The sequence below is a fragment of the Coriobacteriia bacterium genome (genome assembly GCA_003149935.1).
Taxonomy (GTDB): Bacteria; Actinomycetota; Coriobacteriia; order Coriobacteriales; family QAMH01; genus QAMH01.
Genome location: QAMH01000008.1, coordinates 188,431 through 215,155, shown reverse-complemented (window position 1 = coordinate 215,155; position 26,725 = coordinate 188,431). Strand labels below are relative to the sequence as shown.

Below are 26,725 nucleotides of genomic sequence, written 5' to 3'. Positions count from 1 at the left end.
TCATGAATGAGACAGATGTACCTGTCCAATGTGTCTCATTTTATATCGAGGAGCGCCTGGCGGTCGATCTTGCCGTTCTTAGTGAGGGGCATGCCATCCAGCTGCCGAATCTTGTTGGGCACCATGTATTGCGGCAGAGACGTCTTGAGCGCATCGGCAAGGGTTTCCTTGTCGCAGGAGCCGGCATAGAACATGAGGATGCGCTTCTTGCGCGGTTCGTAGACCGTGCACGCGCGCTTCACGCCCTCGACCGCGTGTGCCACGGCATCGATTTCGCCAAGCTCGATGCGCTGGCCCAGGTGCTTGATTTGATGATCCTTGCGACCCCGGTACACGAATCGCCCTGCCTCATCGAGCATGGCCACATCGCCCGTGCGGTACATCGTCTCGGGGAATGCCTGCGTGAGGGGATTCTGCACGAAGACTTCGGCAGTCTTCTCGGGATCGTTATAGTAGCCGAGCGCCAGGCAGGTACCGGCAACGCAAAGCTCGCCCTCAACGCCAGGCTCCTCAACGAGCTGATCATCGTCGTCAAGAAGGAAGACGCGTTCGTTGGGGAAGGGCCTGCCCATGGGAATGACCTCGTCCTTTGCGTAGTCGCGCACGATGATGTGGTAGGTGCAATTACAGGTTACCTCGGTGGGGCCATACACATTCACGAACATGGCGTCGGGCAGCGCCTCGCGCCAAACAGCGAGCTGCTTGGGCGGCATGACCTCGCCGCTGAAGATGACCGCACGAATCGTCGTAGGCACGCGATACTCGAAACCGCCCATCATGGAGACGAAGCACATGGCGCTCACGGCCCAGGTACAGACGGTGACCTCGCGCTCGACGAGGAGGTCCATGAGGTTCACGGGGACGCTAAAGTACTCGCGCGGGATCATCTGCACGGTCGCGCCCGTGGCGAGACCGCCGTAGATATCCTTGACCGACACGTCAAAGTCAAAGGGTGCCTGGTTTGCTAGCACGTCGTCTTTCGTGATGTCGAAAATCGAGGTAAACGACGGGATGAAGTCGATGACGGAGCGATGGCTCACGGCGACTCCCTTGGGGGTGCCCGTGGAGCCCGACGTGAAGTTGATATACAGCGGATCTGTGTCGAGCGAGGCGGCACGGCGCTTGGCAAGCAGGGTGCTATCGGCACGCGTATCGACAATGTCCTCGAGGCATATCACCAGGTAGCCATCGAAAGCCTCCCACGCGGCATCGAAGTTCTTCGCATCCGCAAGCACGACGGGAGTAGCGAGCTTGTCGACGATGGCGCGGGCGCGCGATGCCGGCTGGCGTACGTCAATAATCGAATAGCAGCAACGAGCGTAGACAGCGCCGAACATGGCAGCGAGCGTCTGGGTGCTCTTCTCCATGTAGCAGGCGATGGGGCTACGCTCGTCGACGATGCCGGCAAGATAGGAGCCAACGGAACGGGCGCGTCGCATGAGGTCGAGGAAGCTCACCTCGTCGCGTTCGTCGGCAAACGCGACCTTGTCGGGCATTTCCTGCGCCCGTTTCTCAAGCCACTCGAGTACGTTAGTCATAACCTGTTCCTCTGACCTAAAAATGAGACAGATGTACCTGTCCCCTTGTCTCATTTTGTCACGCGCTTGCCGATGGTCTTGCGCAGCACGAAGAGCACACCCACCACGAGCACGATGCCAACGGCAAGGCAGATGATCCAGTTCTGCACGAAGCCGGCGATGGTGAAGCAGACAAACGAGATGGCCGCCACCGTGAGCACGTAGGGCAGCTGGGTCTGAACGTGCACGATATGGTTCACGTTTGCACCAGCGGACGCCATGATGGTGGTGTCGGAAATGGGCGAGCAGTGATCGCCGCAAACCGCGCCGGCAAGGCACGCCGAAATGCCGATGGTGAGCAGCTCGGGCTGACCAGTGAAAATGGGCAGCACGATCGGAATGAGGATGCCGAAGGTACCCCAGCTCGTGCCCGTGGCAAACGCAAGACCCAGGGCAACGAGGAAGATGATCGCGGGGAGCATGCTATACAGCCCGGCAGCGGCACCCTCCATGAGCCCGGCGACAAAGACATCGGCACCGAGCGCGCTCGTCGCGAGCTTGAGGGTGAGCGCAAAGGTGAGGATGAGCAGAGCCGGCACCATCGCCTTGAAGCCGTCGACAATGCAGACGGCCGCATCACCAAAGGTGATGACGCGACGGCACAGCAGATAGATGAAGGTGAAGACGAGCGCGATGATGGAGCCCCAGGGCAAGCCGACGGACGCGTCGGTATTGCCAAACGCCAGGGCAAGGTCGCCAAAGCCCTCGGCCTCGGGATCCCAGAAACCACCCACGAACATCATGCCGACTATGCAGCATACGATGAGGACGAGAATGGGGATGAGCATGTCGATGAGCTTGGCACGAGGATTGTCGAGCTTTTCCTCGTTGCCGAGCGAGCCCAGCATGCCATCGCGGTATGCCTCAATCTCAGCGCGTGCCATGGGGCCGTAATCAAAGCCCATGACAACGATGACGATGACGAAGACGATGGTGAGCAGCGAGTAGAAGTTGTAGGGAATCGCCTGGATGAAGAGCTGAATGCCCGTGATACCCGAATCCAGGTCAGCTGCCGTGGCGGAAACTGCGGCTGCCCAGGACGAGATGGGGGCAATCATGCAGATGGGCGCAGCGGTAGCGTCAATGATGTAGGACAGCTTGGCGCGCGAGATCTTCTGCTCGTCGGTCACGGGACGCATGACCGCGCCGACCGTGAGGCAGTTGAAGTAATCGTCGATGAAGATGAGCACGCCGAGGGCGAAGGTAGCAAGTTGTGCACCGACGCGCGTCTTGATGTGCTTGGCCGCCCAGGCACCGAATGCCGCCGATCCACCCGCCTTGTTGACGAGCGCGACCATGATGCCAAGCATCACGAGGAAGACGAAGATGCCCGCGTTCCATGGGTCGCTGATGGCGTTGAGGAAGCCAACCGCCATGGCGTCTTCTCCCTCGCCAATCTCACCGACAATGATGTAGTTGACGGTGTTGATCGGGTCGAACCCCGCGAGCAGAAGCGCACCCACGACGATGCCGACGAACAACGACGTGTAGGTTTCCTTGGTGATAAGCGCCAGGACAATGGCGACGATGGGCGGCACGAGCGCCCAGAAGGTTCCGACAAACTCCATGTTCTCCCCAATGCGTGTCGGTTGCGATATTCCTGCACATTATAGGCATCTTCACAGTATGTGCGGCCTGTTTGTCGATTCGAGCGCCCTGAACGGGGCAAGCAGGGCGTTAAGCCACGCGGAAAAGAGGCAGGATGCTCAGGCAAAAGGATGCGGCCCTGGTTGGAACCGCATCCTTTGTGATAGATATGTCGCGCTGGTTATTGGCCTAGGCCTCCTGCGAACGACGGGCGTCTCTGCGCTGCGCCGGGCGCTGGCCCATCACCTCTGCCTCGACCTCGTCAACAACCTGGATGTCCTTGCGGCGGTTGATGACAACGCCAATGCCATAGAAGGCGGTGACGATGATGCCGATGAGCATCAGCCAGTGCACCCAGCACTGCGGAGCCAGCTCGAAGGACGCGAGCGGATTGCCCTCGTCGTCGATGGTCTCCTCGCCGGGCGCGGCAGCCAAGGGGTTGGCGTCGTCGGCGATGGTCTCGGCGGCGGGGGCAGCAGCTGCGGGCGCGGCGGCGGGAGCAGCAGCAAGCGGCGTCGCGTCATCGGGAATCACGGTCGTGGCAGGAGCCGTGGGTGTGGTTGCAGTGCCCGTACCGGTGCCAGTGCCCGCACCGGCGTCGGTGCCCGTGCCGTCACCGCCAGGAGTGGGCGTCGGGGCAGGATCCGGAGTCGGCGTGGGGTCGACGGGGATCGGATCATCAGGGGTCGGCATCGGGTCAACCGGCGTGGGGTCGACGGGGTCCACCGGAGTGGGGTCAATCGGCGTCGGGTCTACCGGATCGACGGGGGTGGGATCCTCGGGATCCACGGGGACGGGGGGGCTGCGGCTTGGCCGTGGCGGTGTACGTAGCCCTGTAGGCGATGACGGAGTCAGTCCTCGTCACGTTCTCCCAGCCGTTGAAGCTGTAGGTGTAGTCGGCGTCTTCTGCCTTGACGGGAGCCTCACCGGCGAAGCTAGGCTCGATGGTACCCTGGATGTAGCGCATGGTGGAAAGCACAGTCGTGCCGTCCTCGTCGTACCAGGTGATGGTCGTGGCGGGAAGGATGTCGATGGTCCTCGTCTCGATGTGCGCAGGGTCATTGGCGCAAACGCGCTGCTCAAGACCCTCGGCGTCGATCGTCGCCGGGGTCACGACGGTCCACTCGCCATAGGCATGGCCGGTGGCCTCGATGATGGTCCTGGCAGCCTCTTCGCCCTCGCCGCAAGCCGTGCAGAAGGTTCCGCCCACGACGCCGTCGGCAGTGCAGGTGGCATCCACGTGCTCAATCATGCCATCGGTGTTGTGACCATTGGCGGAGATGGCTTCGGTCTTGGTGGCATCGCAGCCATCGCGCTTGCAAGTGAAGGTCATGACACCATCCTCGATGCAGGTGGGTTCAGTGGTTACGATGCCTTCGTCCCAGTCATGACCGAGGGCGGGGATTTCCTGCTGCTCGATGAAAACTTTTCCGCAGCTTATGCAATAGCTTTTATCGGTTAAGCCAGCAACGGTGCAGGTGGGAGCATAGCCCGTCACGCCAAAGATCTTGTGAGCGTTCTCGTCAAGGGGAAGTTCCTCGAACTCGATGTGATCACAGCGCGTGCACTCCTTGGTGATATAACCGTGATTAACGCAAGATGAGGAAACTCGGTCCGTAACCTCAAGTTCATGGCCAAGGGCGTCAATGGTCTGCTGAGCGATGAGGATGGTACCGCATGTGCTGCAGTGCTTGCCCTCGGTCAGGCCGGCCTCGGTGCAGGTGGGAGCGATGGCGGCATCGATGGCCTCGGTGTGGCCCTTAGCAGGAAGGATAGCTTCGGCAGCCTCCTTGCCCTCGCCGCAGGCCGTGCAGTAGACGCCGCCGGCGACACCAGTCTCGGTGCAGGTAGCTTCCACGTGCTCGACCACACCGTCGGTGTTGTGACCTTTAGCGTCGATAACGGCCTCGGCAGCGTCTTTGCCATAGTTGCATCTGGTGCAGTAGGTACCACCGACGACGCCGGTCTCGGTGCAGGTGGCATCCTTGTGCTCGACCTTGCCATCAGTTTTATGACCGAGGGAGGGAAGAAGCGACGGAGCGACAGTGACTTTGCCGCAGACCGAGCAGTGCTTTCCCTCGGTCTGTCCGGTCTCGGTGCAGGTGGGGGCAACGGCCTCATCGATGACCTCGGTATGACCAGTGGCGGGGATGGTCTTAACATCTGTCCAGCCACACGTGGTGCACATTTGGCCTTTTTCGTTGCCAGGTTCGGTACAGGTGGGCTCTTTGGCCTCGACATCAACGAGATCGTGCGTGACAGTAATCTCAAACGTTACTCTGTGGCGCCACCAAAGGCCGTGATCCCCGATGCAATCATGAGTAACGGTTGCTTCGGTGACTTTTCCCGCGGTAACGTATGCGTTTTCATCATCTATCACCTCGAGGGCAGCGCCGTAGGGCTTCCACTCGGTGTATGTTCCCGCAACGTGATTGATGTTCCATTCATTGGTCGGACATTTCAGTTTTTCTTTCTTGTTGCAATGGATTGTCAAGGCTATGGTTTTGGTAGCACTGGGCTTATCGTCCTTGATATCAGGATTGTCCAGCGGCGCAAGTGCAAGCGCCTCATGGACGATCGTCTCTTCGGCAACCATAAGCACAGAGGCATTGCTCTGCGGCTCGGTGATGACGGGCTCCTCCTCGGCAGCAGGAGTTTCGACAGGCTCCTCGACAACGGGCTCTGCCTCATCCTCGGCATCTTCCTCGGCAACAGCGGGGGTTTCCTCGGCAGGCGTCTCAGGTGCGGGCGTCTCCTCCTCGGGAACATTTCCGGCGGTGTTCTCCGCCGCCTGCTCGGGCTCATCGTCAGCCCATGCGTAACCTGCGAAGAGCGAGACGTTGGTCATCGTAAGCGCAAGTGCCACGGACATAAACGCCGCGATCACTTTTGCCGCCATGCTCCTCTTCACATCCATCATGCGTTCCAAGTTGTTCATGCTTGCCCCTTATCCGCTGCCATCAACCAAAGCAATGTGTGGGTGATTCCTGTGCGTCAATGTGACGCGCGATACCCGCAACTATATAGATAAAGTCAACTGACGCCTTCGTTTTGACAGGGTATTGATAGTATAATGATATGGTAATGACCTTGTAGGTGCGCTGAACGGCTGTTTCATCCAACCAAATGGTAGCCTCGAAAAGCCGTTTTCGATGATGGGAGGTGCCGGTATGCCCGATTCTGCAGACACATTGCGCGTACAACGGGATTCGTGGGAGCAGGGACACATCGCCCTTATCTGCGGAATCGCCAACGCGGGTGGCGGCGTGCTGCTCGTCGATTCTGCGGGCAAGGACTGCGCGAAGGGCCTGACGCGCATGCGCAAGCCGTTCGAGCAAATCCCTCGCATCACCCAAAAGGAGCTCGGTATCGTCTGCGTGACCGAGCCCGTGCTCGACGGTGCCGTCTTCTGCCTCGAGGTCGTCGTTCCGGCGGGAAACCCCGACCATCCCATCAAGTATCGTGGGGCATGCTGGTATTACGACGCTGCGGTGGAAGAGAACATGGTCGTACGTCCCGAAGACGTGGCAGACCTTCGCCGTATCGCATCTGAGCAGGAGCAGACCGCGGAGGCCCGCACTCTCGAGGACACCAGCGAGAAACCCACCGACCCTCAACCACTCACGCAAAACGCCAACTCCATATTCGACGGGCTTGCAACGGGGGACGAGCTGCGTGGCGCTCCCTTTTCGCAACGCTCCATCGCTGCGGCGAACAACCTCGACCTCACCTCGACAGACGAATTCGTGCTCCGCGCACTGCGCGCCAACGGACGCGCCACCGCACCACGCATTGCAGAGCTGCTTGGTGTGAGCGAAAGCACAGTACGGCGATCGTTCAGAAAGCTACGCGAGCTGGGAATTATCGACCGCGTGGGGTCGGCAAAGGCGGGGTACTGGAGACTACTGCGCTAGCGGGCATCCTTTTCCATGCCTGCGCCAATGAGCTTGGCGAGCTGCTCGGCACCGGAAAAATCCCTGTTTTCCTGTGGGTTTCTCACGTTGACAAGCTCTCCTGCCCACATCCTGCCACCATCGGAAAAGCGCTTGGAGCGCACGATGTACTTGAAGTGCAAACGCGGCTGGTTCTGACTGAGCTTTGCCTCCGCGCCATAGTCGAGATTATTGAGCGCGTGCCTGATTGCCTTGACGTAGTTCTTGGCATCGGCTGCGTTGTTGAGGCGAATTACGCCGCTTTCGCAGTTGTAGAGAACCCCATCGGCAACGAAGACCGTGCGGATGCGCTCGCGACGGCGTCTTTCGGTCACGACAATCGCGACGACGACAGCGATGATGACAACCCACCAGACGATGGTAATGGCAAGATCGACCGGATCGGTGAACGAGAAGCCGAGTGCGTTCCAAAGCCACAAAAACACGAGGGACAAGATGGCGAGAACCGCAATGGTTATGATGTTGCCTTTGCGCACAAGGCACCTCTTTCCTTAAATCATGTGCTGTACTGCACGTAAGCCAACAGTATAAGGTAAGTCGAGATAAACACGTGTACCAAATATGACACTCAGACCAATAGTGGGCGCCTTTACGCATAAAACGCCGCACGTCATGCATGATAAAATCGATGTCATCACACGAATCAACAACCGACCTCAGGAGACACCATGCTTGAAGAGAATCACATCTGGGTTGGACAGGGAGAAACTGCCTGCAATCTGCTTCTCGACCAGGCAAATCGCCATGGTCTCATCGCCGGCGCATCGGGTACGGGCAAGACCGTCACCCTCAAGGTGCTCGCCGAGGGTTTCTCGAAGGCTGGCGTACCCGTTTTCATGGCCGACGTGAAGGGGGACGTAAGCGGCATCGCGCAAGCGGGTGACGATACCGAGAACGTCGCGAAGCGCGTCGAGAAGTTCGGCATCGAGAACTGGAAGCTCGAGGGGTGCCCCACGCGTCTGTGGGATATGCACGACGGCCGAGGAATCCCGGTGCGCATCACCGTGTCCGACATGGGTCCCGTTATGCTCGCGCGCTTGCTCGAGCTGACCGAGGTGCAAGAGGGCGTGCTCAATATCGTCTTCCGCGTTGCCGATGACCAGCAGATGCTGCTCATCGATCTCAAGGACCTGCGCGCGATGCTCAATTACGTTTCGGAACACGCCAAGGAAATCGAATCGACCTACGGCAAGGTCTCGTCACAGTCGGTCGGCGCAATCCTGCGCGCGCTCATTGCCATCGAGGACCAGGGAGGCGACGTCTTCTTTGGTGAGCCCGACCTTGAGCTTGACGATTGGTTCTCGACTGACGAGAACGGTCAGGGTTACGTCAACGTTTTAAATGCCACCCAACTTATCAACAGCCCGCAGATTTACGCGATGTTCCTGCTTTGGATGTTGAGCGAGCTCTTCGAGACTCTGCCCGAGGTGGGTAATGCGGACAAGCCGAAGTTTGTCTTCTTCTTCGACGAGGCACATTTGCTCTTTAACGGCATGCCCAAGGAGCTACTGGGCAAGATCGTGCAGGTCGTGAAGCTCATCCGCTCCAAGGGCGTAGGCGTGTACTTCATCACGCAATCTCCTTCCGATATTCCCGACGAGGTACTCGCGCAACTCTCGAACCGCATCCAACATGGCTTGCGTGCCTACACGCCCGCCGAGCAGAAGGCCGTAAAGGCTGCGGCACAGGCGTTTCGCGAGAATCCCGCGTTCGACGCAAAGGAGAAGATCCTCGAGCTTGGCACCGGAGAAGCGCTCGTATCGTTCCTCGATGCCGATGGCAAGCCGAGCGTCGTCGAATACGCGAAGATCTTGCCTCCGCAATGTCGCATGGCAGCCGCTGACGATGCCGTGGTCGAGCAGGTGCTTTCCGACCAGAAGACGCTCATGGACAAGTACGGGCAGGCTATTGACCGCGAGTCCGCTTACGAGCTCATAAACAAACAGGAGCTCGAGCAGGATGTTGCCGATGATCTTGCAGCCGAGCGCGAGGCGCTGGAAAAGGAGCGGGCGGAGTTCGAGAAGCAAAAGGCAAAAGAAGCCGAGAAGGCGGCGGCAGCCGAGGAACACAAGGCACAAAAGGTTCAGGAGCAGGCCGTGAAGCAGGTTAGCTCCGTCCTCGGGCAGATTGGGCGTGAGGCATCGCGACAAATCATTCGCGGAATCTTTGGTGCATTGAAAAAATAGGATTCTTGGACCTTATGCCGGGATTTGTAACCGCATCTGGAATAAGTAACGATACAAAACGGGCACCGTACAGGTGCCCGCATCGTCTGTATTGGTGGAGGTAAGGGGGCTCGAACCCCTGGCCTCAGGCTTGCAAAGCCCGCGCTCTCCCAGCTGAGCTATACCCCCGAAGGCGAGAACGAGACATTAGGTGTGGCCCTTTGACTCGTGACTCGTGTGCATTGCGTCCTAGTATCAATAAACGCCCCGGCGGCGACTCGGCCCACGCCGGGGCGTTTATTACCTAGAATGGTGGGCCTTACAAGATTCGAACTTGTGACCTCACGATTATCAGTCGTGCGCTCTAGCCAACTGAGCTAAAGGCCCGCGCAAATACGCGAGCATGTATACTGCCACAATCTTAGTTCCTTGGGAAGCGAATATTCGAGAAAGTTCTCCTCGTTTCCGCGGAAGTGCCCCACAAACGACACGAGCGGCTCATATGAGACAGCGTGCCTGGCACGCTGTCTCATATCCTAGTCACTTGCGGCTACTAGTCGGTGGTATCGATCTCGTCTTCGTCGTTGTCGTCTTCCACGTCGGCGGGAACTTCGGTCTTCATCTGGCCGGAGATTTCCTCGGTGAGAAGCTCGGTCTGGCCCTCGATGATTTCCTTCTTCTTTTTCTTGCCGCCGGCCACGCGTGCAACTGCCACGACGCGGTCGGAATCATCAACGTTCATGACCTTGACGCCCTGAGTGGCACGCGAAAGCTCGGAGATGTCGCCCGCCTTCACGCGGATCACGACGCCCTCCTCGGATACGATCATCATCTCGTGCTTCTCGTTGATGATCTTCATCGCGGCAATTTTGCCCTTCTTGTCGGTCATCTTGATCGTCGACATACCGCCACCACCGCGATGGTGCTCGGTGTATTCGGTGACCTTGGTGCGCTTGCCGTAACCGCGCTCGGTGATGACGAAGAGGTCGCTATCATCAGGCGCGATCTCCATGCCAAGCACGCGGTCGCCACCCTTGACGTCGATGCGGATGCCGTGAACGCCCGTCGTGTCGCGACCCATCGGGCGCGCCTCGGACTCGTCGAAGCGTATGGCCTTGCCGGCGCTGCTCACCATCATGACCTTCATGCCGGGAGCCACGCGGCGCACGGCGATGAGCTCGTCGGCATCGCGCAGGTTGATGGCGATGAGGCCGTTGGAGCGCACGTTCTTGTACGCGTCGAAGGCCGTCTTCTTGACCATGCCGTGTGCGGTCGCGAAGAGCAGATACTCGTCGGCGGGGAAGTCACGCGTGTTGATGACGGTCGCGACCTTCTCGTCGTCCTCGATGGGAAGCAGATTGACGACAGGCGTGCCCTTGGCCTGGCGGCTGCCAAGCGGAATCTGGTGCACCTTCTGGCGATATACCTTGCCCTTGCTCGTGAAGAAGAGCATGTAATCATGCGTCGAGGCGATGAAGAGCTGCTCGACGAAGTCATTCTCCTTGAGCTTCACGCCACTCATGCCCTTGCCGCCGCGCTTCTGCTGGCGGTACGTGGCCACCGGCAGGCGTTTGATGTAGCCGCTGCGGGTGATGGTGACGACCATGTCCTCGTCGGCGATGAGATCCTCGATATCGAGGTCACGCGCCTCGTCGGCGATCTCGGTACGGCGCTTGTCGCCATAGCGGCGCTTGATCTCGAGCATCTCGTCGCGGATGATTTCCTTGACGAGGTTCTCGTCACCCAGGACGCGCTTGTAGTAGGCGATCTTCTCGCGCAGCTCGGCGAGCTCGGTCTCGATCTTCTCGCGCTCGAGGCCGGTCAGGCGGCGCAGGCGCATCTCGAGGATGTGGTTGGATTGCACCTCGGAGAGGCCAAAGCGCTCAATCAACTTGGCGCGGGCCTCGGCGTCATCGCGCGAGGAGCGAATGATGGAGATGACCTCGTCGATGTTGTCGAGGGCGATGACGAGACCCTCGAGGATGTGGGCGCGCTCCTCGGCCTTGCGCAGCTCGTAGCGTGTGCGGCGCTGGATAACATCGACCTGGTGGTCGATGTAGTTGTAGAGCATGTCCTTGAGGCTCAGGATATGCGGCACGCCGTTGACCAGCGCGAGGTTGTTGATACCAAAGCCCGTTTGCAGCTGCGTGTGCTTGTAGAGCTTGTTGAGCACAACCTGCGGCTCTTCGCCGCGCTTGAGGTCGATGACGATGCGCATGCCCTTGCGGTCCGACTCGTCGTTGAGTCCGGAAATCTCCGTGACCGTCTTCTGCTTGACCAAGTCGGCGATCTTCTCGATGAGCTTGGCCTTGTTGACCTGGTACGGAATCTCGGTCACGACGATGCGGTTGCGACCCGAGGTGCTCTTCTCGACGTGGGCCTTGGCGCGGATGGTAATCGAGCCATGGCCGGTCTCGTACGCCTCGCGGATACCAGCTCGACCCATGATGGTTGCACCGGTCGGGAAGTCTGGGCCGGGCATGATCTGCAGCAGCTCGTCGAGCGAGATGTCGGGGTTTTCCATGACGGCGATGGTCGCGTCGATGGCCTCGCCGAGGTTATGCGGCGGAATGTTCGTCGCCATGCCGACGGCGATGCCGGCAGAACCGTTGACGAGCAGGTTCGGGAAACGTGCAGGGAGCACCTTGGGCTCTTGCATCGACTCGTCGTAGTTGGGCTGCCAGTCAACGGTCTCCTTCTCGAGGTCGGCGAGCAGCTCCATGGCGGGCTTGTTCAGGCGCGCCTCGGTATAACGCATGGCTGCGGCAGAGTCGCCATCGATGGAACCGAAGTTGCCATGCCCGTCGATGAGCGGCACACGCATCGAGAAGTCCTGGGCCAGACGCACGAGCGTATCGTAGATAGCCACATCGCCGTGCGGGTGATATTTACCCATGCAGTCACCGACGGGGCGGGCGCACTTGACGTGAGGCTTGTTGGGCGTGATACCGCTCTCGCTCATTGCATAGAGGATGCGGCGATGGACGGGTTTGAGACCGTCGCGCACGTCGGGAAGCGCGCGTGCAACGATGACCGACATCGAGTACTCGAGGAACGACGTGCGCATCTCGCGCGCGAAGTCGGTCTCGGAGACCTTGCCGACGTTTATATCGAGCGTTCCGATGCCGTGATTAATCTTTGCTTCGAGGCTTTCCTCGCCGTTTTCGGCGACATCCTCGACGGTTGCCTCCACGACCTCGGCGAACTCCTCGTCTCCCATGAGGGATTCCTGGTTATCGTCGGCGCCGTTGGTGCCAAACAGATCGTCTACCATGTGATTTCATCCCTCCTTAGATGTCGAGGAAGCGCTCGTCGATATCGGCCGCATGCTCCGTGATGAAGGTGCGGCGGCATTCGACGTCGTTTCCCATAAGTTCGTTGACAACGCGGTCAACCTCGGTCATATCGGAAATTTCAACCTGTCGCAGCGTACGGCGCTCGGGATCCATGGTGGTCTCCCAGAGCTGCTCGGGGTCCATCTCGCCGAGACCCTTATAACGCTGGACATCGTATTTCTCGGGATTATCGAGGTTGTTCATGCACTCCTTGAGTGCCTCGTCGTTGTAGAGATACTGGATAACCTTGCCGGTGCGCGAGTTCTTCTTCTTGAGACCATAGAGCGGCGGGCATGCGATGTAGATGTAACCACGCTTGATGAGCTCGGGCATGAAGCGGAAGAAGAAGGTGAGCAGCAGGATGGCGATATGTGCACCATCGACGTCGGCATCGGTCATGATGATGATGCGATGGTAGCGCGCCTTGTCGGCATCGAAGCCCTCGCCGTATCCCGTACCGATGGCCGTGATGAGCGAGTTGATGGTGTCCGAGGACAACGCACGATGCTCCTGCACGCGCTCGACGTTGAGAATCTTGCCGCGCAGGGGCAAAATGGCCTGGTAGCTGCGCTCGCGCGCTTGCTTGGCCGAGCCACCTGCGGAGTCACCCTCGACGATGTAGAGCTCGGTGAGCGCTGGGTCGCGCACGGAGCAGTCTGCGAGCTTGCCGGGGAGTCCGGCACCTTCGAGAGCACCCTTGCGACGCGTGAGGTCGCGAGCCTTGCGGGCGGCGGCGCGGGCCTTGCCAGCCTGGATGGCCTTTTGCACGATCATCTTCGCCGGTTTGGGGTTTTCGTCGAGATATTCGGCGAGACCCTTGTTGACGGCGCCGATGACAAGACCGCGCACCTCGGGATTACCGAGCTTGGCCTTGGTCTGGCCTTCGAACTGCGGCTCGTGCAGGCGCACGGAGATGACGGCGGAAAGGCCTTCGCGGCAATCCTCGCCGGAAAGATTCTCGTCCTTCTCCTTGAGAAGGTTCTTCTTGCGCGCATATTCGTTGATGGTCTTGGTTAGTGCCGTGCGGAAGCCTTCGAGATGCGTACCACCATCGGTGGTGTCGATGTTGTTGGCAAACGAGCGAACGTTCTCGGAGTAGGTCTCGGTCCATTGCATGGAGATCTCGACCTCACCGGCCTCGCTTTCCGCCTCGAAATACACGGGCTTGTCGTTGAGGGCGGTCTTTCCTTCGTTCATGTACTTGACGAAGTCGATAATGCCGCCCTTGTACTGGAAGACCTCGGTTTTGGGCTCTTCGCCGCGGGCATCGCAGAAGACGATCTTGAGGCCCTTGTTGAGGAAGGCCGTCTGGCGGAAGTGGATGCGCAGCGTCTCGTAATCGAACTCGACGGTCTGGAAAATCTTCGGATCGGGCCAGAAGGTGATGGTCGTGCCGGTTTTATCGGTCTTGCCGACCTCGATGATCTTCTGAACGGTCTTGCCGCGCGAAAACTCCATCTCCCAGATGGCCCCGTCACGCTTGACCTGCGCGACGACCTTGGAGGACAGAGCGTTGACGACGGAGACACCGACGCCGTGCAGACCACCGGAAACCTTATAGCCGCTGCCGCCGAACTTGCCGCCGGCGTTGAGGATGGTGAGGACGACCTCGAGCGTCGACATGTTCTTGCGCTTGGGATGCTCCTCGACGGGAATGCCGCGGCCATCATCGACGACGGTGCAGGATCCGTCCTCGTTGAGAGTTACGTCAATCTGATTGCAAAAACCGGCAAGTGCCTCATCGACGGAGTTATCGACAACCTCGTAGACGAGGTGATGCAGACCCTTGGGACCCGTCGAGCCGATGTACATGCCGGGACGCTTGCGGACATGCTCCAGACCTTCGAGAATCTGGATGTCTTGTGCGCCGTAGCTGGTTTCTTGCTCAGCCATCATTCTCCTAACACTACAGGAAGCGCACCATACGGTACGCTTCCACCATTGTCATGAATGCTCGGCACATTCTAGTGCATTTATCAGGCGATTTCACTCTAAAACACAATATTTTGTGTTTTGAGGGCTTTTCGGCTCCATGTATGGGGGTACTACCACATAAGAGGTTACAAAGGCTTATTAGGGCTTAAATTGCTTTATCGTGGGAAGTGGAAGATATAGGGAATCATGATGACCGGACGAGGGCAGTGACAGGGGGACGGGGGTTCTGTCACGCTGAACTTCAGCGTGACAGAACCCCCGTCCCCCTGTCACTGCCTTTTATGCCGGGCGTTGGTTCCTGAAGCTGTCGACGCCCTTTTGCCATTCGAGATTTGCCTTGGCGGCAGCATAGGCGGTATCGCGGAGCTGGTCATTCTCGATATGGGAGAGTGCTTCCTCAAGGCCCGAGAGTTCTTCTTCGTCGAGCGCAACAGGCTGGGCCTTGCGGTAATCCTCATCCTCGGCTTCGAGGAGTTGGAGTGTCGTGAGACGGCGATCGCGGGCGGCATACTGCTCCTTCGATACCTTGAAGGTGAGCTTCTCGACTTGCTCGGCCTTTCTCATGACATTGGAAGGCTCATCGGCATCCTTGTTGAGTTCTATGTTGAGATTGAGGCGCAGGAGTTCTGACTGCATGTTGAGCTCCGTCGCCCAAATGGAACTGTCGACGTATACGATGATCTCGCTCGCAGCGGTGTTGGGTACGACGAAAACAGCCGTGACATGCTCGGCAATGCGCTTGTCGACGGATAGGTTCCAGGCGCGTTTTACGCGCGCAGTCGCGGAAAGGTCGGGGTTGTTACGCTGGAGGGAACGAACGACTCCCTCTATCTCCGAACCGATGTCATACCCCGTCATCACACACCCCCATGCCATGTTTATGTTCGTTTAGGTGCTTGGTTCACTATAACGCATCAGGGGGCGCTGCATCGGTGAAGATTTCTCGGAAGTGACAGTGGGGACGGGGGTTCTGTCACGCCCATGGGCGTGACAGAACCCCCGTCCCCACTGTCACCCGCATCCCCGGCCGCTCTCTTACTTGTAATCGTGGCGCGTGCCCTCAATAGGCACGCGCACGATGGTGGCATGACTGAGAATGTCAGGGGAAAAATAGTCGAGATTTGTCGTGGTAATGAAGGTTTGGACGTTTTTCTCAATGAAAGCCGTGAGAGCGTTGCGATGTTTCTCGTCGAGTTCGGACATGACATCGTCAAGAAGAAGGACGGGTTCAGTTCCCATAAGCTCGTTGACAAGCTCAACACAAGCGAGTTTCATCACGAGAACGATGGTGCGCTGTTGCCCTTGAGAAGCAAAAAGACGGGCATTTCTCTCGTTGATGAAGAAGGCCATCTCGTCCTTGTGAGGGCCCACAAGCGATATCCCGCGACGAAGCTCTGCATCTGCCAGAAAATGAGATTGTTCGAGGAGCTCTCTCTGGAGCTCCTCGATGGTGAGAGATGATGAGTCGTCCCCGGGTTCGTACTGGTCGATGTCGCCAATCTGGCGTTGTTCGCTATCGAAGCGTTTCCATGAAGGGATGTAACGAGCTGCAAGGCGCTCTTGGGGAACAACATCGCCATAGATTGTGGTCATGCGATCAAAGAGGCGATCGAAAAGCCGCCAGCGGGCAAGGCAGAGACGTGCGCCGTGAACAGAGAAGGACTCGTCCCAGGAATCGAAGAGCGACCCTTCGTGTATACCCTCTTTCAAGAGGAGGTTTCGCTGTTTGAGTGCTTGCTGATAGTCGCTCTTGAGCGAGGAGTAGTTTTTGGAAAGCTGCACGGCAAGGGCGTCGATGGCATCACGGCGGCGAGTAGAGGATGCCTTGATGAGCTGAAGGTCATCGGGAATGAACAACACGCAGGGAAGGGACCCGCGAATTGCCGCGGGTGTCTTCTTCTTTCCGTTGACTTCATAGAGATGGTCGTTTTCGGATACGACAAGGCGATGCTCGAGGTGGCGCTTGTCTTCCTCTAGGTGAATGAGGGCGTATCCTTGTTGATTATCCCAGGAAACGAGCTCCGTCCACGAGGGCTTGCGAAAGGATGATGCAGAAGTGAGAAGCTGTATCGCCTCGATGACATTTGTTTTTCCAACCGCATTAGGCCCCACGATGATGACGAGGTTGCCCAGATCATCAAGGGACAGGTGCTTATACCCTCGTATGTTGTCGAGGGTGATGCTTGTAATCTTGAGCGCCATCGTGTGAGTGAAGACCTGACGTTAGTTCAGGCGAACGGGCATGGCGAGGTACAGGAAGTCTTCCTTGTCGACACTCTTGAGGATGCCGGGCTTGAGGGAGGATTGCAGCTCGATAAGCACGTCACCCTTGATCATGTTGAGTCCGTCGAGGATGTACTGGTGGTTGAAGGCGATCTCCATGCTTGGGCCGTCTACCTCGGCACCGACGACCTCGGATGCTCCACCGACATCTGCGGTGTTGGCGGAAATGGTGACGTTTTGACCCTCGGCAGAGAATTGGAACCTGATGGGGGTGTGGGATTGCGCGAGGATTGCGACACGCTTGATGGCGGTGATGAGCGCTTGTGAATCCGCCTGAATCGATACCTCGTGATCGGCGGGAATGAGCTGCTTGTAATTGGGATAGGTGCCCTCGATCTTTCGGCTCACGAAGATCGTCTCGCCGAAGGTGATGAGAACCTGGTTTTCGGAGAATCCAACCGAGACGGAATCGCTCGAGAGGGCCAGACGGCAGACTTCATCGAAGGTCTTACCGGGGATGATGGCGGAGAAGTCGTTGACATCGGAGTTGGGAACGGGAATCTCTGCAACGGCAAGGCGATACGAGTCCGTTGCGGCGAGCGTCACGATACCATCTTTGACGGCGAAGAAGATACCGGTGAGGATAATGCGAGACTCATCACGCGAGACTGCCTTGCCAACACAGCGAACGGCATCAGCAAGCTCCGCGGGAGGAAGCACGATGGTTGTCGAGGGATTGACCTGCGGGAAATAGGGGAAGTCCGCAGGATTGAGCGCGGAGAGCGTGAAGGACGAGTCAAGGCAGGTGATATGTGCCTGCTCGTCTTGGGTGCTGACTTCGATAGATGCGTCGGGGAGGCTCTTGACGATATCTGCAAGCAGCTTGCCGGGGATGACGCAACGGCCGGGCTCCTCGATGTTTGCACTGGTGGCGTGCTTGATCGAGATTTCGAGATCGGTCGTCTGGAAGACGAGTTTGCCCTGATCGGTTGTCTCGAGCAGGATGCCCGAGAGGATGGGAAGCGTTGACCGCGACGACATGCCCTTTGATACGGTGTTGATGGCGTTCAGAAGGTCGTCCTTTGAGATTCTGAATTTCACGTTTCTCTCTCCCCTATTATTATTAGTTCTTATTTATATATATCTAATAATCATAATAAGACAGGTGAATTAGTGGAAAACTTCTTTTCTACCAGTTCAACCCCTCTTTTCCGATTGACGTTTCTTGTCGAAAACCGATTGCGTTATCAACAGATATTTTAGCGGGTAAAACTTATCAAGAGTTCCTCAACCTTCTATTCACTGGTTTTCTACGGGGTTATCCACGTTAGCAACGCTCCTGGATGATCAAAGTCAGCTGTTCGAGCTGGTCAAACAGTATCCGATTGTCTTTCTGGTCCCGCTCTATCTTGTTTACGCTGTGCATGACCGTCGTGTGGTCACGTCCCCCGAACTTCTTTCCGATTGACTCGAGGGACTCTTCCGTCATGTAACGGGAGAGGTAAATTGCGATATGGCGTGGGGTCGTGATGCCCTTGTAGCGCTTCGACGAAATCATGTCCTCGTGCGAAACCTTAAAGAAGCGCTCCACCTCGCTTTGGATGAGTGCGATGTCGATTTTCTTGTCCTGTATGGTCGGGAAGAAATCCTGGAGCAGTTCCTGAGCTTCCTCGATACTGATGCTGTTCTTCTTCAGCAAAGTCATGTTGCTCACGAGACGCGTGATGGCGCCTTCTATCTCTCTGATGTTTGAAGTCGCAACCTCTGCAAGATATCCGAGCACGTCATCGGGGATATTTCCGTAGAAGCTCGTGTGTTGGTTCACGCGTGATAGGTAGTTTTTCAAGATGGCCAGGCGCGTCTCGTAGTCTGGTGGTTTGATGTCTGCGAGCAGACCCGAGATGAAGCGCGAACGCATGCGATCGTCCATGTCGATGTCTTTTGGGGCGCGATCTGCAGAGAGCACGATTTGCTTGTTGCGATTGGTCATCTCGTTGAAGATGTTGAACAGCTGGTTAATGGTTTCGTCCTTACCCTCGAGGTATTGGACGTCATCGACAAGCAAGATGTCTACCTGGTGATATTTGCTGTTGAAGGTCCCCCATTGATTACGCTGCGTTGCCTCGACATAGTCGTTGAGGAACTTGTTAGCCGATACGTATCGCGTGGCCATACGCGGGAAGTTTTGCATCGCGTAGTTTGCGATTGCGACGAGCAAATGGGTCTTTCCCAAGCCCGAGTTCCCGTAGATGAAGAGCGGGTTGTATGCGATTCCCGGTTGCTCTGCGACGGCGAGGGCAGCACCACGGGCAAACTCGTTTGATTTGCCCACGACGAAGGTGTCGAAGGTGCACTTTGAGAAGAGTGCCTCTTCTCCGCTTGTGGGAGACGAAGCGTATTCTCCCCCTACGCGTCCTGCCTCCTCGGCTGCGGGCATGGTCGAGGATGAAGCTTGGTTCGAAATGCTCGACGGATCAACGAAATGGTTCATCCAGTCAGGCTCTGTTTGCTGCATTGGTTCCTGTGTTGCCGTGACCTGCGTATTTGTAGCCTGTTGCTGGGGTGTTTCCTTTTGCGTGTTAACACCCAACCCGATGCTTATTGGGGTGCCGGTGACCTGAAGAAGCTTTTCTTGCATCTCTCCAAGGTAGTTTTTCCTTACCCATGATTCTACGGGCGTGCTCTCTGCAAGCAAAACGAATTGGTCCCCAAAGACTCCGACGGGAGTGAGGAGGTTCAGAAAGACGGTCTTTGGATCCTCCTCGTCTGTATTTTCGAGAAGGAGGGCGAGTGTCTTGCTCCAGATTTCGTCTTTGTCCATCTCAAAAACCCTATCTGCTCAGGAATGCCAGGCCTTGATCGGTCAGCATTCTCTTCTTTCCACCCTCGGTCTTCTGAAGGAGCCCCATCTTCTCGAGCTTGTTGAGAGCGCGGTGCCCTGTCGAGAGGCTTATATCGAGGTTCTGCTCGACTTCCGTTGGTCCGATGAGGCCCATTTCCTGGGCCAGGATGAGAATATTGTATTCTCGTTCTGAAAGGTTATGCTCTGCGTTTTTCTCCTGGCTTGGCATCTCGCGATACACAACGGGAGTTGCCTGCGGAGCGCTCTTGTCGATTTGAATCGTGACGACCGTGCCCTCTTTGATGTTGTCTTCTATGATGAGACGACCGTTCGAGAAACGCAGGTAGTCCTTTACCGTTGGCAAACCTGAACCGACTCCACGTATGTATTTGCGCATCTCGGTCGTTGCCGAGGTAAAACCGGGAAGCTGAGCACGCTGTTTATCGGCAATACCCGGACCCTGATCGGTGAACTTGATTGTGTTTCCGTTATCGAGAATCGAGATACATGGGTCGCGGAACTGAGCGTGGATGAAGTTCTCGCAGACTTCCTTGATGACGGTATAGGGGATGGAGCTGCCCTTCTGTTGAGCCAGCTCATATGTTTTGGATGCAATCTCCTCTATGTATTGGGAGATGTCCGTTGGCTCTATATCAATGACGCGGGGTGCCGCGAGAAGATCATCGTATATCGCGATGCGCGTAGGAGTGAGCGCAGGGATGTCAGTTTCGAGGTTTCCCACGTCTAGCTGTTCCTTTTCATCATTTATGGAAACCGGCAGTTATCCACAAACAAAACCACCATTGACAAGAGGTTAGGGTAGCAAATAACCGCACGAAACCAAATCTTTACCACATGAAATGAAAAACTTTTCACATAGTTTATCAGGTGTTTTCATAGTTATACACATTATTTTCCACCTATGTTGATAAATCAGGGAAAACTGGAAAAAGGAACGGTGAAAAACGAATAGAAAACTGATGTCAAGTTGAAAAACGCAGTACAGAGAAAAAGAAAAGATTAGTTTTACACGTACAGATGTTCTTCGATGTGGAAAACCTTTATCTCGTTGAGGAAAGAAGATGTGTATCTCTGGAAAAAGATAGGTAAAAAAGAGAAAAGAGAGGAAAAAGGCCCAAGGGGTGGGGAAAACACCATATAAGTGTGTAGAAATTAGCTAGTTATCCACAGTTTCAACAAAGACACGTACAGAGAATGTGAATAACTTGGGAATAAGTCAAAGCGCCTGTTCACGGTGATTTATAGTGATTGAATTGAATCGTAAAAATTTCTTGACTCGCCATTCTTAGCCATATTACAATTTTGAAGCTTATCGAGAAGTATAAGGGAGTTTCCCTTAGGAGGAATTGTAATGAAGCGTACCTATCAGCCCAATAAACGTAAACGCGCAAAATGTCATGGTTTTCGCTCTCGTATGGCCACACGTGGTGGTCGTAACGTTCTCAAGGCACGCCGTGCAAAGGGTCGTAAGTGCCTGACGGTCTAGTACCGGCTTCGTCAGCTTCATTTTGAGGACTGACACCCCATGAAGGGCACGATCAAGAGTAAAGAGGATGTGGAGCGTCTCTTCTCACAGGGGAGGCGCTCTACTTCGTCTTCTATGACAATTCTTGTTTGTGAGAACGAAGTAGGGACTATTGGCAGATGTGCTTTTATTGCTGGCAAAAAGCTAGGTCCCGCTCCCTTCAGAAGCCGTTGCAAGCGCGTTATGCGTGAGGTAGCACGTAGTCTGGGTGCTCCGTGGAAAGGGTTTGATGTCGCGTTCCTTGCGAGAAAGCCTGTCGCATACAAGAGGCACGAAGAGATAGTTGAGCAGGCAAGAAAGGGTCTTCTCAAACTAGGAGTCATGGATGAGCGCAGGTAAAGTCATACATTGTTTACGTATGATTCCGCGACGTGTGGCACTCGCCTTGGTGAGTTTTTACCGGAAATATATCTCTCCGATGTTTCCTCCTTCCTGCCGGTACGTGCCTACCTGCTCCGAATACGCTATGATTGCACTTCAACGCTATGGTTTTATCAGGGGATCATGGATGGCGATTAAAAGAATTTGCCGCTGTCACCCTTGGCATCCAGGTGGATATGATCCGGTACCGTGATTTGTGATTACTATCCGTCGAGAGGTTAGTATTTATGTGGGATGGAATTCTTAACGGCTGTGCAGCCGCGCTCTACGAGCTCGCTAAGCTTGTGGGTGACTGGGGTCTTGCGATTATCATCGTAACTCTCATCATTCGTCTGCTTCTCTTTCCTATCCAGAGGAAGCAACTCAAGTCCAGTTTTCAAATGCAACAGGTACAGCCAAGAATGCAGGAGATTCAAAAGCTGTATGCTGGCGATCAGGTCAAGATTCAGCAGGAAATGCAAAAGCTCTACCAGGAGACGGGCTTTAATCCTCTTGCCGGTTGCTTGCCGATGCTCATTCAGATGCCTATCTTCATTATTCTGTTCCAAGTTCTGCGCGATAAGATTGGGCAGTATGCCGGCGGAGAACTTTCCGTTAGTTTTTACAACATCCTGCCGAATCTAACCCAAACGGTACCTGATGCTTTTAATCAAGACATTGTCTACTCCATTCCGTACATCATCATGATGGTTTTGTTCATTGGCTTGTCTGTTACGCCCATGATTTTGCAGATGAAGCAAAACCCTCAGAACAGAAGTCAAATGACCATGATGATGGGTATCATGGGTATCATGTTTACCTGGATGGCTTTTATTTCGCCTGCTGGCGTTATGCTGTATTGGGCACTTTCCTCTGGATTTGCACTCGCACAGCAGCTTATTACACAGCGTGTTCTCAAGAAAGAAGCTGCAGAAAAGGAAGAAGCAGCTCCTGCAAAGCCTATTAAAGTTAATGTAGAGCGTCGTGAAAAGAAAAAGCGCCCTACTAAGAAACACTAAAGTAGAGGATGCACCATGAGCGAGGAATTTGAGATCGAAGAAGAACTCGAGGCTGAAGAGGGTATCGACATTGACGTTGAAGACAATGTCGATGAGCAAATCACTGAAGAAGACGAGGTTCGTAGCGAAGAGGACCTTGATGAGGTTGCAGATACCGCAATAGAGGTTTTGCGTACGATTCTCGCTCACTTTGATGCCGAGGGAGCCGAGATTAACGAATATGAGGGTGATGAGCAGGAAATCATCCTTGATGTCGTTGGCGGCGATCTTGCCATTCTCATTGGCAGGAGAGGTCATACGCTCGATGCCATCCAAACGCTTGTTTCCAATATAACCAACCGCAAGCTTGGATATAGATATCCCATTACCATTGACATAGAGAGCTACAAGCATCGACAGCGCCAGAAGATTGAATCCCTCGCGTATTCCGCTGCCTCACGTGCTGATCGCCAGGACAGGGAAGTAAGTCTGCGTCCCATGAATCCTTATGAGCGTCGTCTTGTGCACATGGCTCTTCGTGATGATGAGCGCGTTGAGACCTACTCTGTCGGGGAAGAGCCGAACAGGCATGTTGTTGTAGCCCCCGCATGATTTTTGATACGCTTGATATAGGAAAACAACAACAGATACAGTCGTATCTCACATTAGTCATAGAAAAGAATAAAGAACTCAATCTGACGAGGATTGATACTGAAGAAAAGGGAATGCTTCTCCATATAGAAGATTCCCTTTCTTGTCTCGATGAATTTTCTCGACAAGAGGGAGATTTCCTCGATATCGGTACAGGAGGAGGATTTCCCGGTGTCCCTCTGGCAATTGCATCAGGGCGAACAGGTGTTCTTATCGATTCAGTACAGAAAAAAGCAAGGGCCGTGCAGGAGATGATCGAGGAGCTTGACTTAAGTGGTCAAATCAAAGCACGGGGATTAAGGAGTGAAGACTTAGCTCGTGAGGTAGGGGAGCATTTTACGACAGTGATTGCACGCGCTGTATCTTCCCTGCCTGTTGTAATGGAGCTTGCAACACCTCTTCTGGTTCCAGGAGGAGAGCTTATAGCTCTTCGTGGAAAGGAAGAGGAACAAACCCCTGAGCAACTCAAAGAAGTTGCAGATAAGCTTGGACTTGAACTTGTTTCGAAGAGAAACATATATATTAGTGAGATATATGAGAGAAACATATATGTATATAAGAAAACAGGAGCAGCTTATATCAAGTTGCCACGAAGGAATGGCATAGCTCAAAAAAAGCCTCTTGGCTGAACTAAACTCCTCTCATGTTTCACGTGAAACATGAACGTGATGTGATTCAATCTGTTTCACGTGAAACATAGGGAGGAAGTAGTGTATATTAGGTGCAAGGTCAGTTTCCTTCAAACATTGATTGAAGATCTACAGAGAGGGACGACGTGAATTTCAAAGAAGCAAAAAGAAAAGATGAATCAAAGGAACCGTTGATTCTAGCTGTCATTAATCAAAAGGGCGGCGTTGGTAAATCGACAACCGCGGTAAATCTTGGTGCAGCACTGGGAGAGAAGAACTACAAGGTACTCCTTGTTGATCTTGATGCACAGGGTAATGCCACAACGGGTGTTGGCTATGATAAGACTCAATGCGAGTTGAGCACATATAACTGTCTTGTGGATGATAATGTTTCAACCGAAGATGCAGTTAGTGAAATTGACACCAAAAACATGTGGCTGCTTCCTGCAACGATTGATCTGGCTGGTGCAGAGACGAAGCTCGTCGATGAGATTGCACGTGAGTTTCGTTTAAATGATGCGCTTAAAGAGATTAAGGATGACTTTGATTTCATTCTTGTTGATTGTCCTCCATCTTTGGGGTTGTTAACGATAAATGCGCTTGCAGCTGCAAACCAACTTATTATTCCTATTCAGTGCGAGTTCTATGCACTCGAAGGTTTGTCAAAAATCATTGATTCAATGAATATGGTCAAAAAACGCATTAATCCGAAGCTTGATGTCTTTGGTGTTGTTATTACGATGTATGACAAGAGAACAACCCTTTCAAAGGACGTTGCAAACGAGGTCGAAAATGTGTTTGGGGATAAAGTCTTTAAGACACGTATTCCTCGCACAGTTCGCATTTCAGAGGCACCGAGCTACGGTGAGCCCATTACCGAATATGATTCGAGTGGTAAAGGTGCCGAAGCATACAGAGATTTGGCAAAAGAAGTTGTTAAGCGTTACAAGAAACTCAGCTGATACGGAGGACGCTCATGGCTACGAAAAAAGGTGGACTTGGCAAAGGTCTAAGCGCACTCATTGCAGATGCATCAATAGAATCTGGAAGTGGAAACGAAAGTACGCAGGAAGAGCTTCTAATAACACAGATTCAACCGAATCCCGATCAGCCTCGTAAGGTTTTTGACGAAGAGGAGCTTGCAAATCTTGCGGATTCTATTCGCAAAGAGGGCCTTTTGCAAGCAATTATCGTACGTCCTAAAGATGGTATGTATCAGATTGTTGCAGGTGAAAGACGTTGGCAGGCAAGTAAAATAGCCGGTCTTGAGTCTGTTCCCGTGCGTATTATCGAGATGGACGATGAGCAGGCACTTAGAATTGCCCTTGTCGAGAATCTTCAGCGCTCCGACTTGAACGCAATAGAAGAAGCGCGTGGATATAAGGATTTAATGGCACGAGGTGGCCTGACGCAAGCAGAACTTGCCGCTGCGGTATCAAAATCGCGCTCTGCCGTCGCAAACTCACTTCGACTGCTCGATTTACCGCAGCAAATCCAGGATTACGTATACGATGGTGCTCTTACCGCCGGTCATGCACGCGCTATTCTCTCCATTCCTGAGGAGGAGAAGCGCACGAACCTCGCAGATAAGATCATTGCCGAGCATTTGACCGTGCGAGATGCTGAGAATATCGCTCGTCTTGTTGCTTCTGGTACGAGCGAGCGCGCAAAACGTGCTCCGCTACCACGTACATATAAGCTTGTTGCGAAAGAGCTGCGTCATGAGCTTGATACGCAGGTGCGCATTAAGTCCTCGCGGGGTAAGAACAAGATTGAGATTGAGTTTAAAGACGAAGATGATTTGCAGAGGATCTTCAATCTGATTCGATAAACACCGAAGACATATCATTCTTCAACACGTTGACGGAGCTGACCACAGGCTCCGTCAATGTCTTTTCCACGGGACTTTCTTACGGAATTCTCGATGCCATGAGCGCTTAATTCATGTGCAATATGCCCGGTTCGTTTTGACGGCATAAGCATGCCATCAAGCTCTTGACCTGGGGTTATTGGGTTTAGCGGAATAACGTTAACGTGACATAGCATGCCCTTGCAGAAGTCGATGAGAGCAGCAATATGTTCATCGCTATCGTTTACACCGTCGATAGGAGCGTACTCGAGTGAAGGACGACGTTTGGTGGTTTCGCCATAATCCTTGATTGCCTGGCGGAGTTCCTCAAGAGAGACGTTTGCGACACCGGGCATAAGGGCATTGCGTGTTTCCTGAATGGCTGCATGCAGGGAAATGGCAAGGGTGAACTGCTCGGGCTCTTGGGAGAAGCGCCGCACGCCATCAAGCAGACCGCAGGTTGATACGGTGATATGACGCGCTCCGATACCCAAACCAACTTTTGCGTTCATGCGGCGCAGGGCCTCAAGAACGGCATCGTAGTTAAGGAAGGGCTCGCCTTGGCCCATGCAGACTACGTTGGTCACGCGCATGTCAAAGTCCTTGGCAACATACATGACCTGGTCGTACATCTCACCGCTCGTGAGATTGCAAGTAAAGCCAGAGCGTCCTGTCGCGCAAAAACTACACCCCATGGGACAGCCAGCTTGCGAGGAGAAGCAGACCGTGAGGCGCTCGCCATCGGAAGAGGGAATCCCCACGGTTTCCACCCGTGCGCTGTTGGGAATCTCGAAGAGGTACTTTCTCGTACCGTCTTGGGAGATCTGACGCGTAACGAGCTTGAGAGAGCCGATGAAGAAGCGTTCATCAAGCTGTGCGCGAAGGTTCTTGGGTATATTATCCATGTCAGAGATAAATGAGCATCTTCGCACGTATAACCACTCTTCGAGCTGCTTGACGCGATAGCGGGGCTGACCGAGCTCTTCCATGAGCTCTTCGAGTTCGTGGTGGCTGAGTGATTTGATGTCGCGTTTTGCTTCCATGAAAACCTCGTCTAGACGCAGTGACAGCCATT

At 54.9% G+C, this 26,725-nt stretch carries 23 protein-coding genes and 2 tRNA genes; 10 read left to right on the top strand and 15 right to left on the bottom strand.

Annotated features, from left to right (window positions below; all coding sequences use genetic code 11):
• Positions 1–35: 35 nt before the first annotated feature.
• The 4 genes from DBY20_07825 to DBY20_07810 all read right to left on the bottom strand — a co-directional run bounded on the left by DBY20_07825 (position 36) and on the right by DBY20_07810 (position 6,102).
• Entirely contained in the window at positions 36–1,538 is a 1,503-nt protein-coding gene (locus tag DBY20_07825; GenBank protein ID PWL78220.1) for a D-alanine--poly(phosphoribitol) ligase, read from the bottom strand.
• Positions 1,539–1,588: 50 nt separating this feature from the next.
• A complete protein-coding gene (locus tag DBY20_07820) occupies positions 1,589–3,145 on the bottom strand; it encodes a sodium:proton antiporter (protein ID PWL78219.1) in 1,557 nt (518 codons plus the stop codon).
• Positions 3,146–3,353: 208 nt separating this feature from the next.
• The gene (locus DBY20_07815; GenBank protein ID PWL78218.1) at positions 3,354–3,953 is read right to left on the bottom strand and encodes a hypothetical protein; all 600 of its coding nucleotides are present in this window, start codon (positions 3,951–3,953) and stop codon (positions 3,354–3,356) included.
• A complete protein-coding gene (locus DBY20_07810; GenBank protein PWL78217.1) occupies positions 3,901–6,102 on the bottom strand; it encodes a hypothetical protein in 2,202 nt (733 codons plus the stop codon). Before DBY20_07810 ends, DBY20_07815 begins: the two co-directional genes overlap by 53 nt.
• 214 nt (positions 6,103–6,316) lie before the next feature.
• On the opposite strand from DBY20_07810, the gene DBY20_07805 reads away from it, so the two are divergent.
• Positions 6,317–7,078, top strand: coding sequence for a hypothetical protein (locus DBY20_07805; GenBank protein ID PWL78216.1), 762 nt, complete (start codon positions 6,317–6,319; stop codon positions 7,076–7,078).
• On the opposite strand, the gene DBY20_07800 is transcribed toward DBY20_07805, so the two are convergent.
• A complete protein-coding gene (locus DBY20_07800) occupies positions 7,075–7,593 on the bottom strand; it encodes a hypothetical protein (GenBank protein ID PWL78215.1) in 519 nt (172 codons plus the stop codon). The two genes, DBY20_07805 and DBY20_07800, sit on opposite strands and share 4 nt — an antisense overlap.
• A gap of 192 nt (positions 7,594–7,785) precedes the next feature.
• On the opposite strand from DBY20_07800, the gene DBY20_07795 reads away from it, so the two are divergent.
• Entirely contained in the window at positions 7,786–9,303 is a 1,518-nt protein-coding gene (locus DBY20_07795) for a DUF853 domain-containing protein (GenBank protein ID PWL78214.1), read from the top strand.
• Positions 9,304–9,395: 92 nt separating this feature from the next.
• On the opposite strand, the gene DBY20_07790 is transcribed toward DBY20_07795, so the two are convergent.
• From DBY20_07790 to DBY20_07750, 9 genes are all read right to left on the bottom strand, one after another.
• Positions 9,396–9,471, bottom strand: a tRNA-Ala gene (locus DBY20_07790).
• A gap of 121 nt (positions 9,472–9,592) precedes the next feature.
• Positions 9,593–9,669 (bottom strand) — tRNA-Ile (locus DBY20_07785).
• A 166-nt stretch (positions 9,670–9,835) separates the two neighbouring features.
• Positions 9,836–12,556, bottom strand: a complete 2,721-nt coding sequence (locus DBY20_07780) for a DNA gyrase subunit A (GenBank protein PWL78213.1) — start codon at positions 12,554–12,556, stop codon at positions 9,836–9,838.
• Positions 12,557–12,572: 16 nt separating this feature from the next.
• Positions 12,573–14,510 (bottom strand): DNA topoisomerase (ATP-hydrolyzing) subunit B, encoded by a 1,938-nt coding sequence (gene gyrB, locus DBY20_07775; protein ID PWL78212.1) that lies wholly within the window; start codon positions 14,508–14,510, stop codon positions 12,573–12,575.
• A gap of 321 nt (positions 14,511–14,831) precedes the next feature.
• Positions 14,832–15,428 carry a hypothetical protein gene (locus tag DBY20_07770; protein ID PWL78211.1) on the bottom strand — a complete coding sequence of 199 codons (597 nt, stop codon included), beginning with the start codon at positions 15,426–15,428 and terminating at the stop codon, positions 14,832–14,834.
• A gap of 159 nt (positions 15,429–15,587) precedes the next feature.
• A complete protein-coding gene (locus DBY20_07765; GenBank protein ID PWL78210.1) occupies positions 15,588–16,754 on the bottom strand; it encodes a DNA replication and repair protein RecF in 1,167 nt (388 codons plus the stop codon).
• A gap of 21 nt (positions 16,755–16,775) precedes the next feature.
• Positions 16,776–17,909 (bottom strand): DNA polymerase III subunit beta, encoded by a 1,134-nt coding sequence (gene dnaN, locus DBY20_07760; GenBank protein ID PWL78209.1) that lies wholly within the window; start codon positions 17,907–17,909, stop codon positions 16,776–16,778.
• Positions 17,910–18,102: 193 nt separating this feature from the next.
• On the bottom strand, positions 18,103–19,596 hold the full coding sequence (locus tag DBY20_07755) for a chromosomal replication initiator protein DnaA (protein PWL78208.1): 1,494 nt from the start codon (positions 19,594–19,596) through the stop codon (positions 18,103–18,105).
• Between the two features lie 10 nt (positions 19,597–19,606).
• Entirely contained in the window at positions 19,607–20,386 is a 780-nt protein-coding gene (locus DBY20_07750; protein PWL78207.1) for a histidine kinase, read from the bottom strand.
• A gap of 603 nt (positions 20,387–20,989) precedes the next feature.
• On the opposite strand from DBY20_07750, the gene DBY20_07745 reads away from it, so the two are divergent.
• The 8 genes from DBY20_07745 (at position 20,990) to DBY20_07710 (ending at position 25,632) form a co-directional block, all read left to right on the top strand.
• The gene (locus DBY20_07745; protein ID PWL78206.1) at positions 20,990–21,124 is read left to right on the top strand and encodes a 50S ribosomal protein L34; all 135 of its coding nucleotides are present in this window, start codon (positions 20,990–20,992) and stop codon (positions 21,122–21,124) included.
• 39 nt (positions 21,125–21,163) lie between these two features.
• Positions 21,164–21,502, top strand: coding sequence for a ribonuclease P protein component (gene rnpA, locus DBY20_07740; GenBank protein PWL78205.1), 339 nt, complete (start codon positions 21,164–21,166; stop codon positions 21,500–21,502).
• Positions 21,489–21,737 carry a membrane protein insertion efficiency factor YidD gene (locus DBY20_07735; protein ID PWL78204.1) on the top strand — a complete coding sequence of 83 codons (249 nt, stop codon included), beginning with the start codon at positions 21,489–21,491 and terminating at the stop codon, positions 21,735–21,737. Before rnpA ends, DBY20_07735 begins: the two co-directional genes overlap by 14 nt.
• Positions 21,738–21,771: 34 nt before the next feature.
• Positions 21,772–22,542 (top strand): hypothetical protein, encoded by a 771-nt coding sequence (locus tag DBY20_07730; GenBank protein PWL78203.1) that lies wholly within the window; start codon positions 21,772–21,774, stop codon positions 22,540–22,542.
• 15 nt (positions 22,543–22,557) lie between these two features.
• Entirely contained in the window at positions 22,558–23,133 is a 576-nt protein-coding gene (locus DBY20_07725; protein PWL78202.1) for a single-stranded DNA-binding protein, read from the top strand.
• Positions 23,130–23,801 carry a 16S rRNA (guanine(527)-N(7))-methyltransferase RsmG gene (gene rsmG / locus DBY20_07720; GenBank protein PWL78201.1) on the top strand — a complete coding sequence of 224 codons (672 nt, stop codon included), beginning with the start codon at positions 23,130–23,132 and terminating at the stop codon, positions 23,799–23,801. Before DBY20_07725 ends, rsmG begins: the two co-directional genes overlap by 4 nt.
• Positions 23,802–23,947: 146 nt before the next feature.
• Positions 23,948–24,763 carry a chromosome partitioning protein ParA gene (locus DBY20_07715; protein PWL78200.1) on the top strand — a complete coding sequence of 272 codons (816 nt, stop codon included), beginning with the start codon at positions 23,948–23,950 and terminating at the stop codon, positions 24,761–24,763.
• 14 nt (positions 24,764–24,777) lie between these two features.
• The gene (locus tag DBY20_07710) at positions 24,778–25,632 is read left to right on the top strand and encodes a chromosome partitioning protein ParB (protein PWL78199.1); all 855 of its coding nucleotides are present in this window, start codon (positions 24,778–24,780) and stop codon (positions 25,630–25,632) included.
• Between the two features lie 14 nt (positions 25,633–25,646).
• Here the strand turns inward: DBY20_07710 and rlmN are convergent, their stop codons facing one another.
• On the bottom strand, positions 25,647–26,693 hold the full coding sequence (rlmN, locus tag DBY20_07705; protein ID PWL78198.1) for a 23S rRNA (adenine(2503)-C(2))-methyltransferase RlmN: 1,047 nt from the start codon (positions 26,691–26,693) through the stop codon (positions 25,647–25,649).
• Positions 26,694–26,725: the final 32 nt, after the last annotated feature.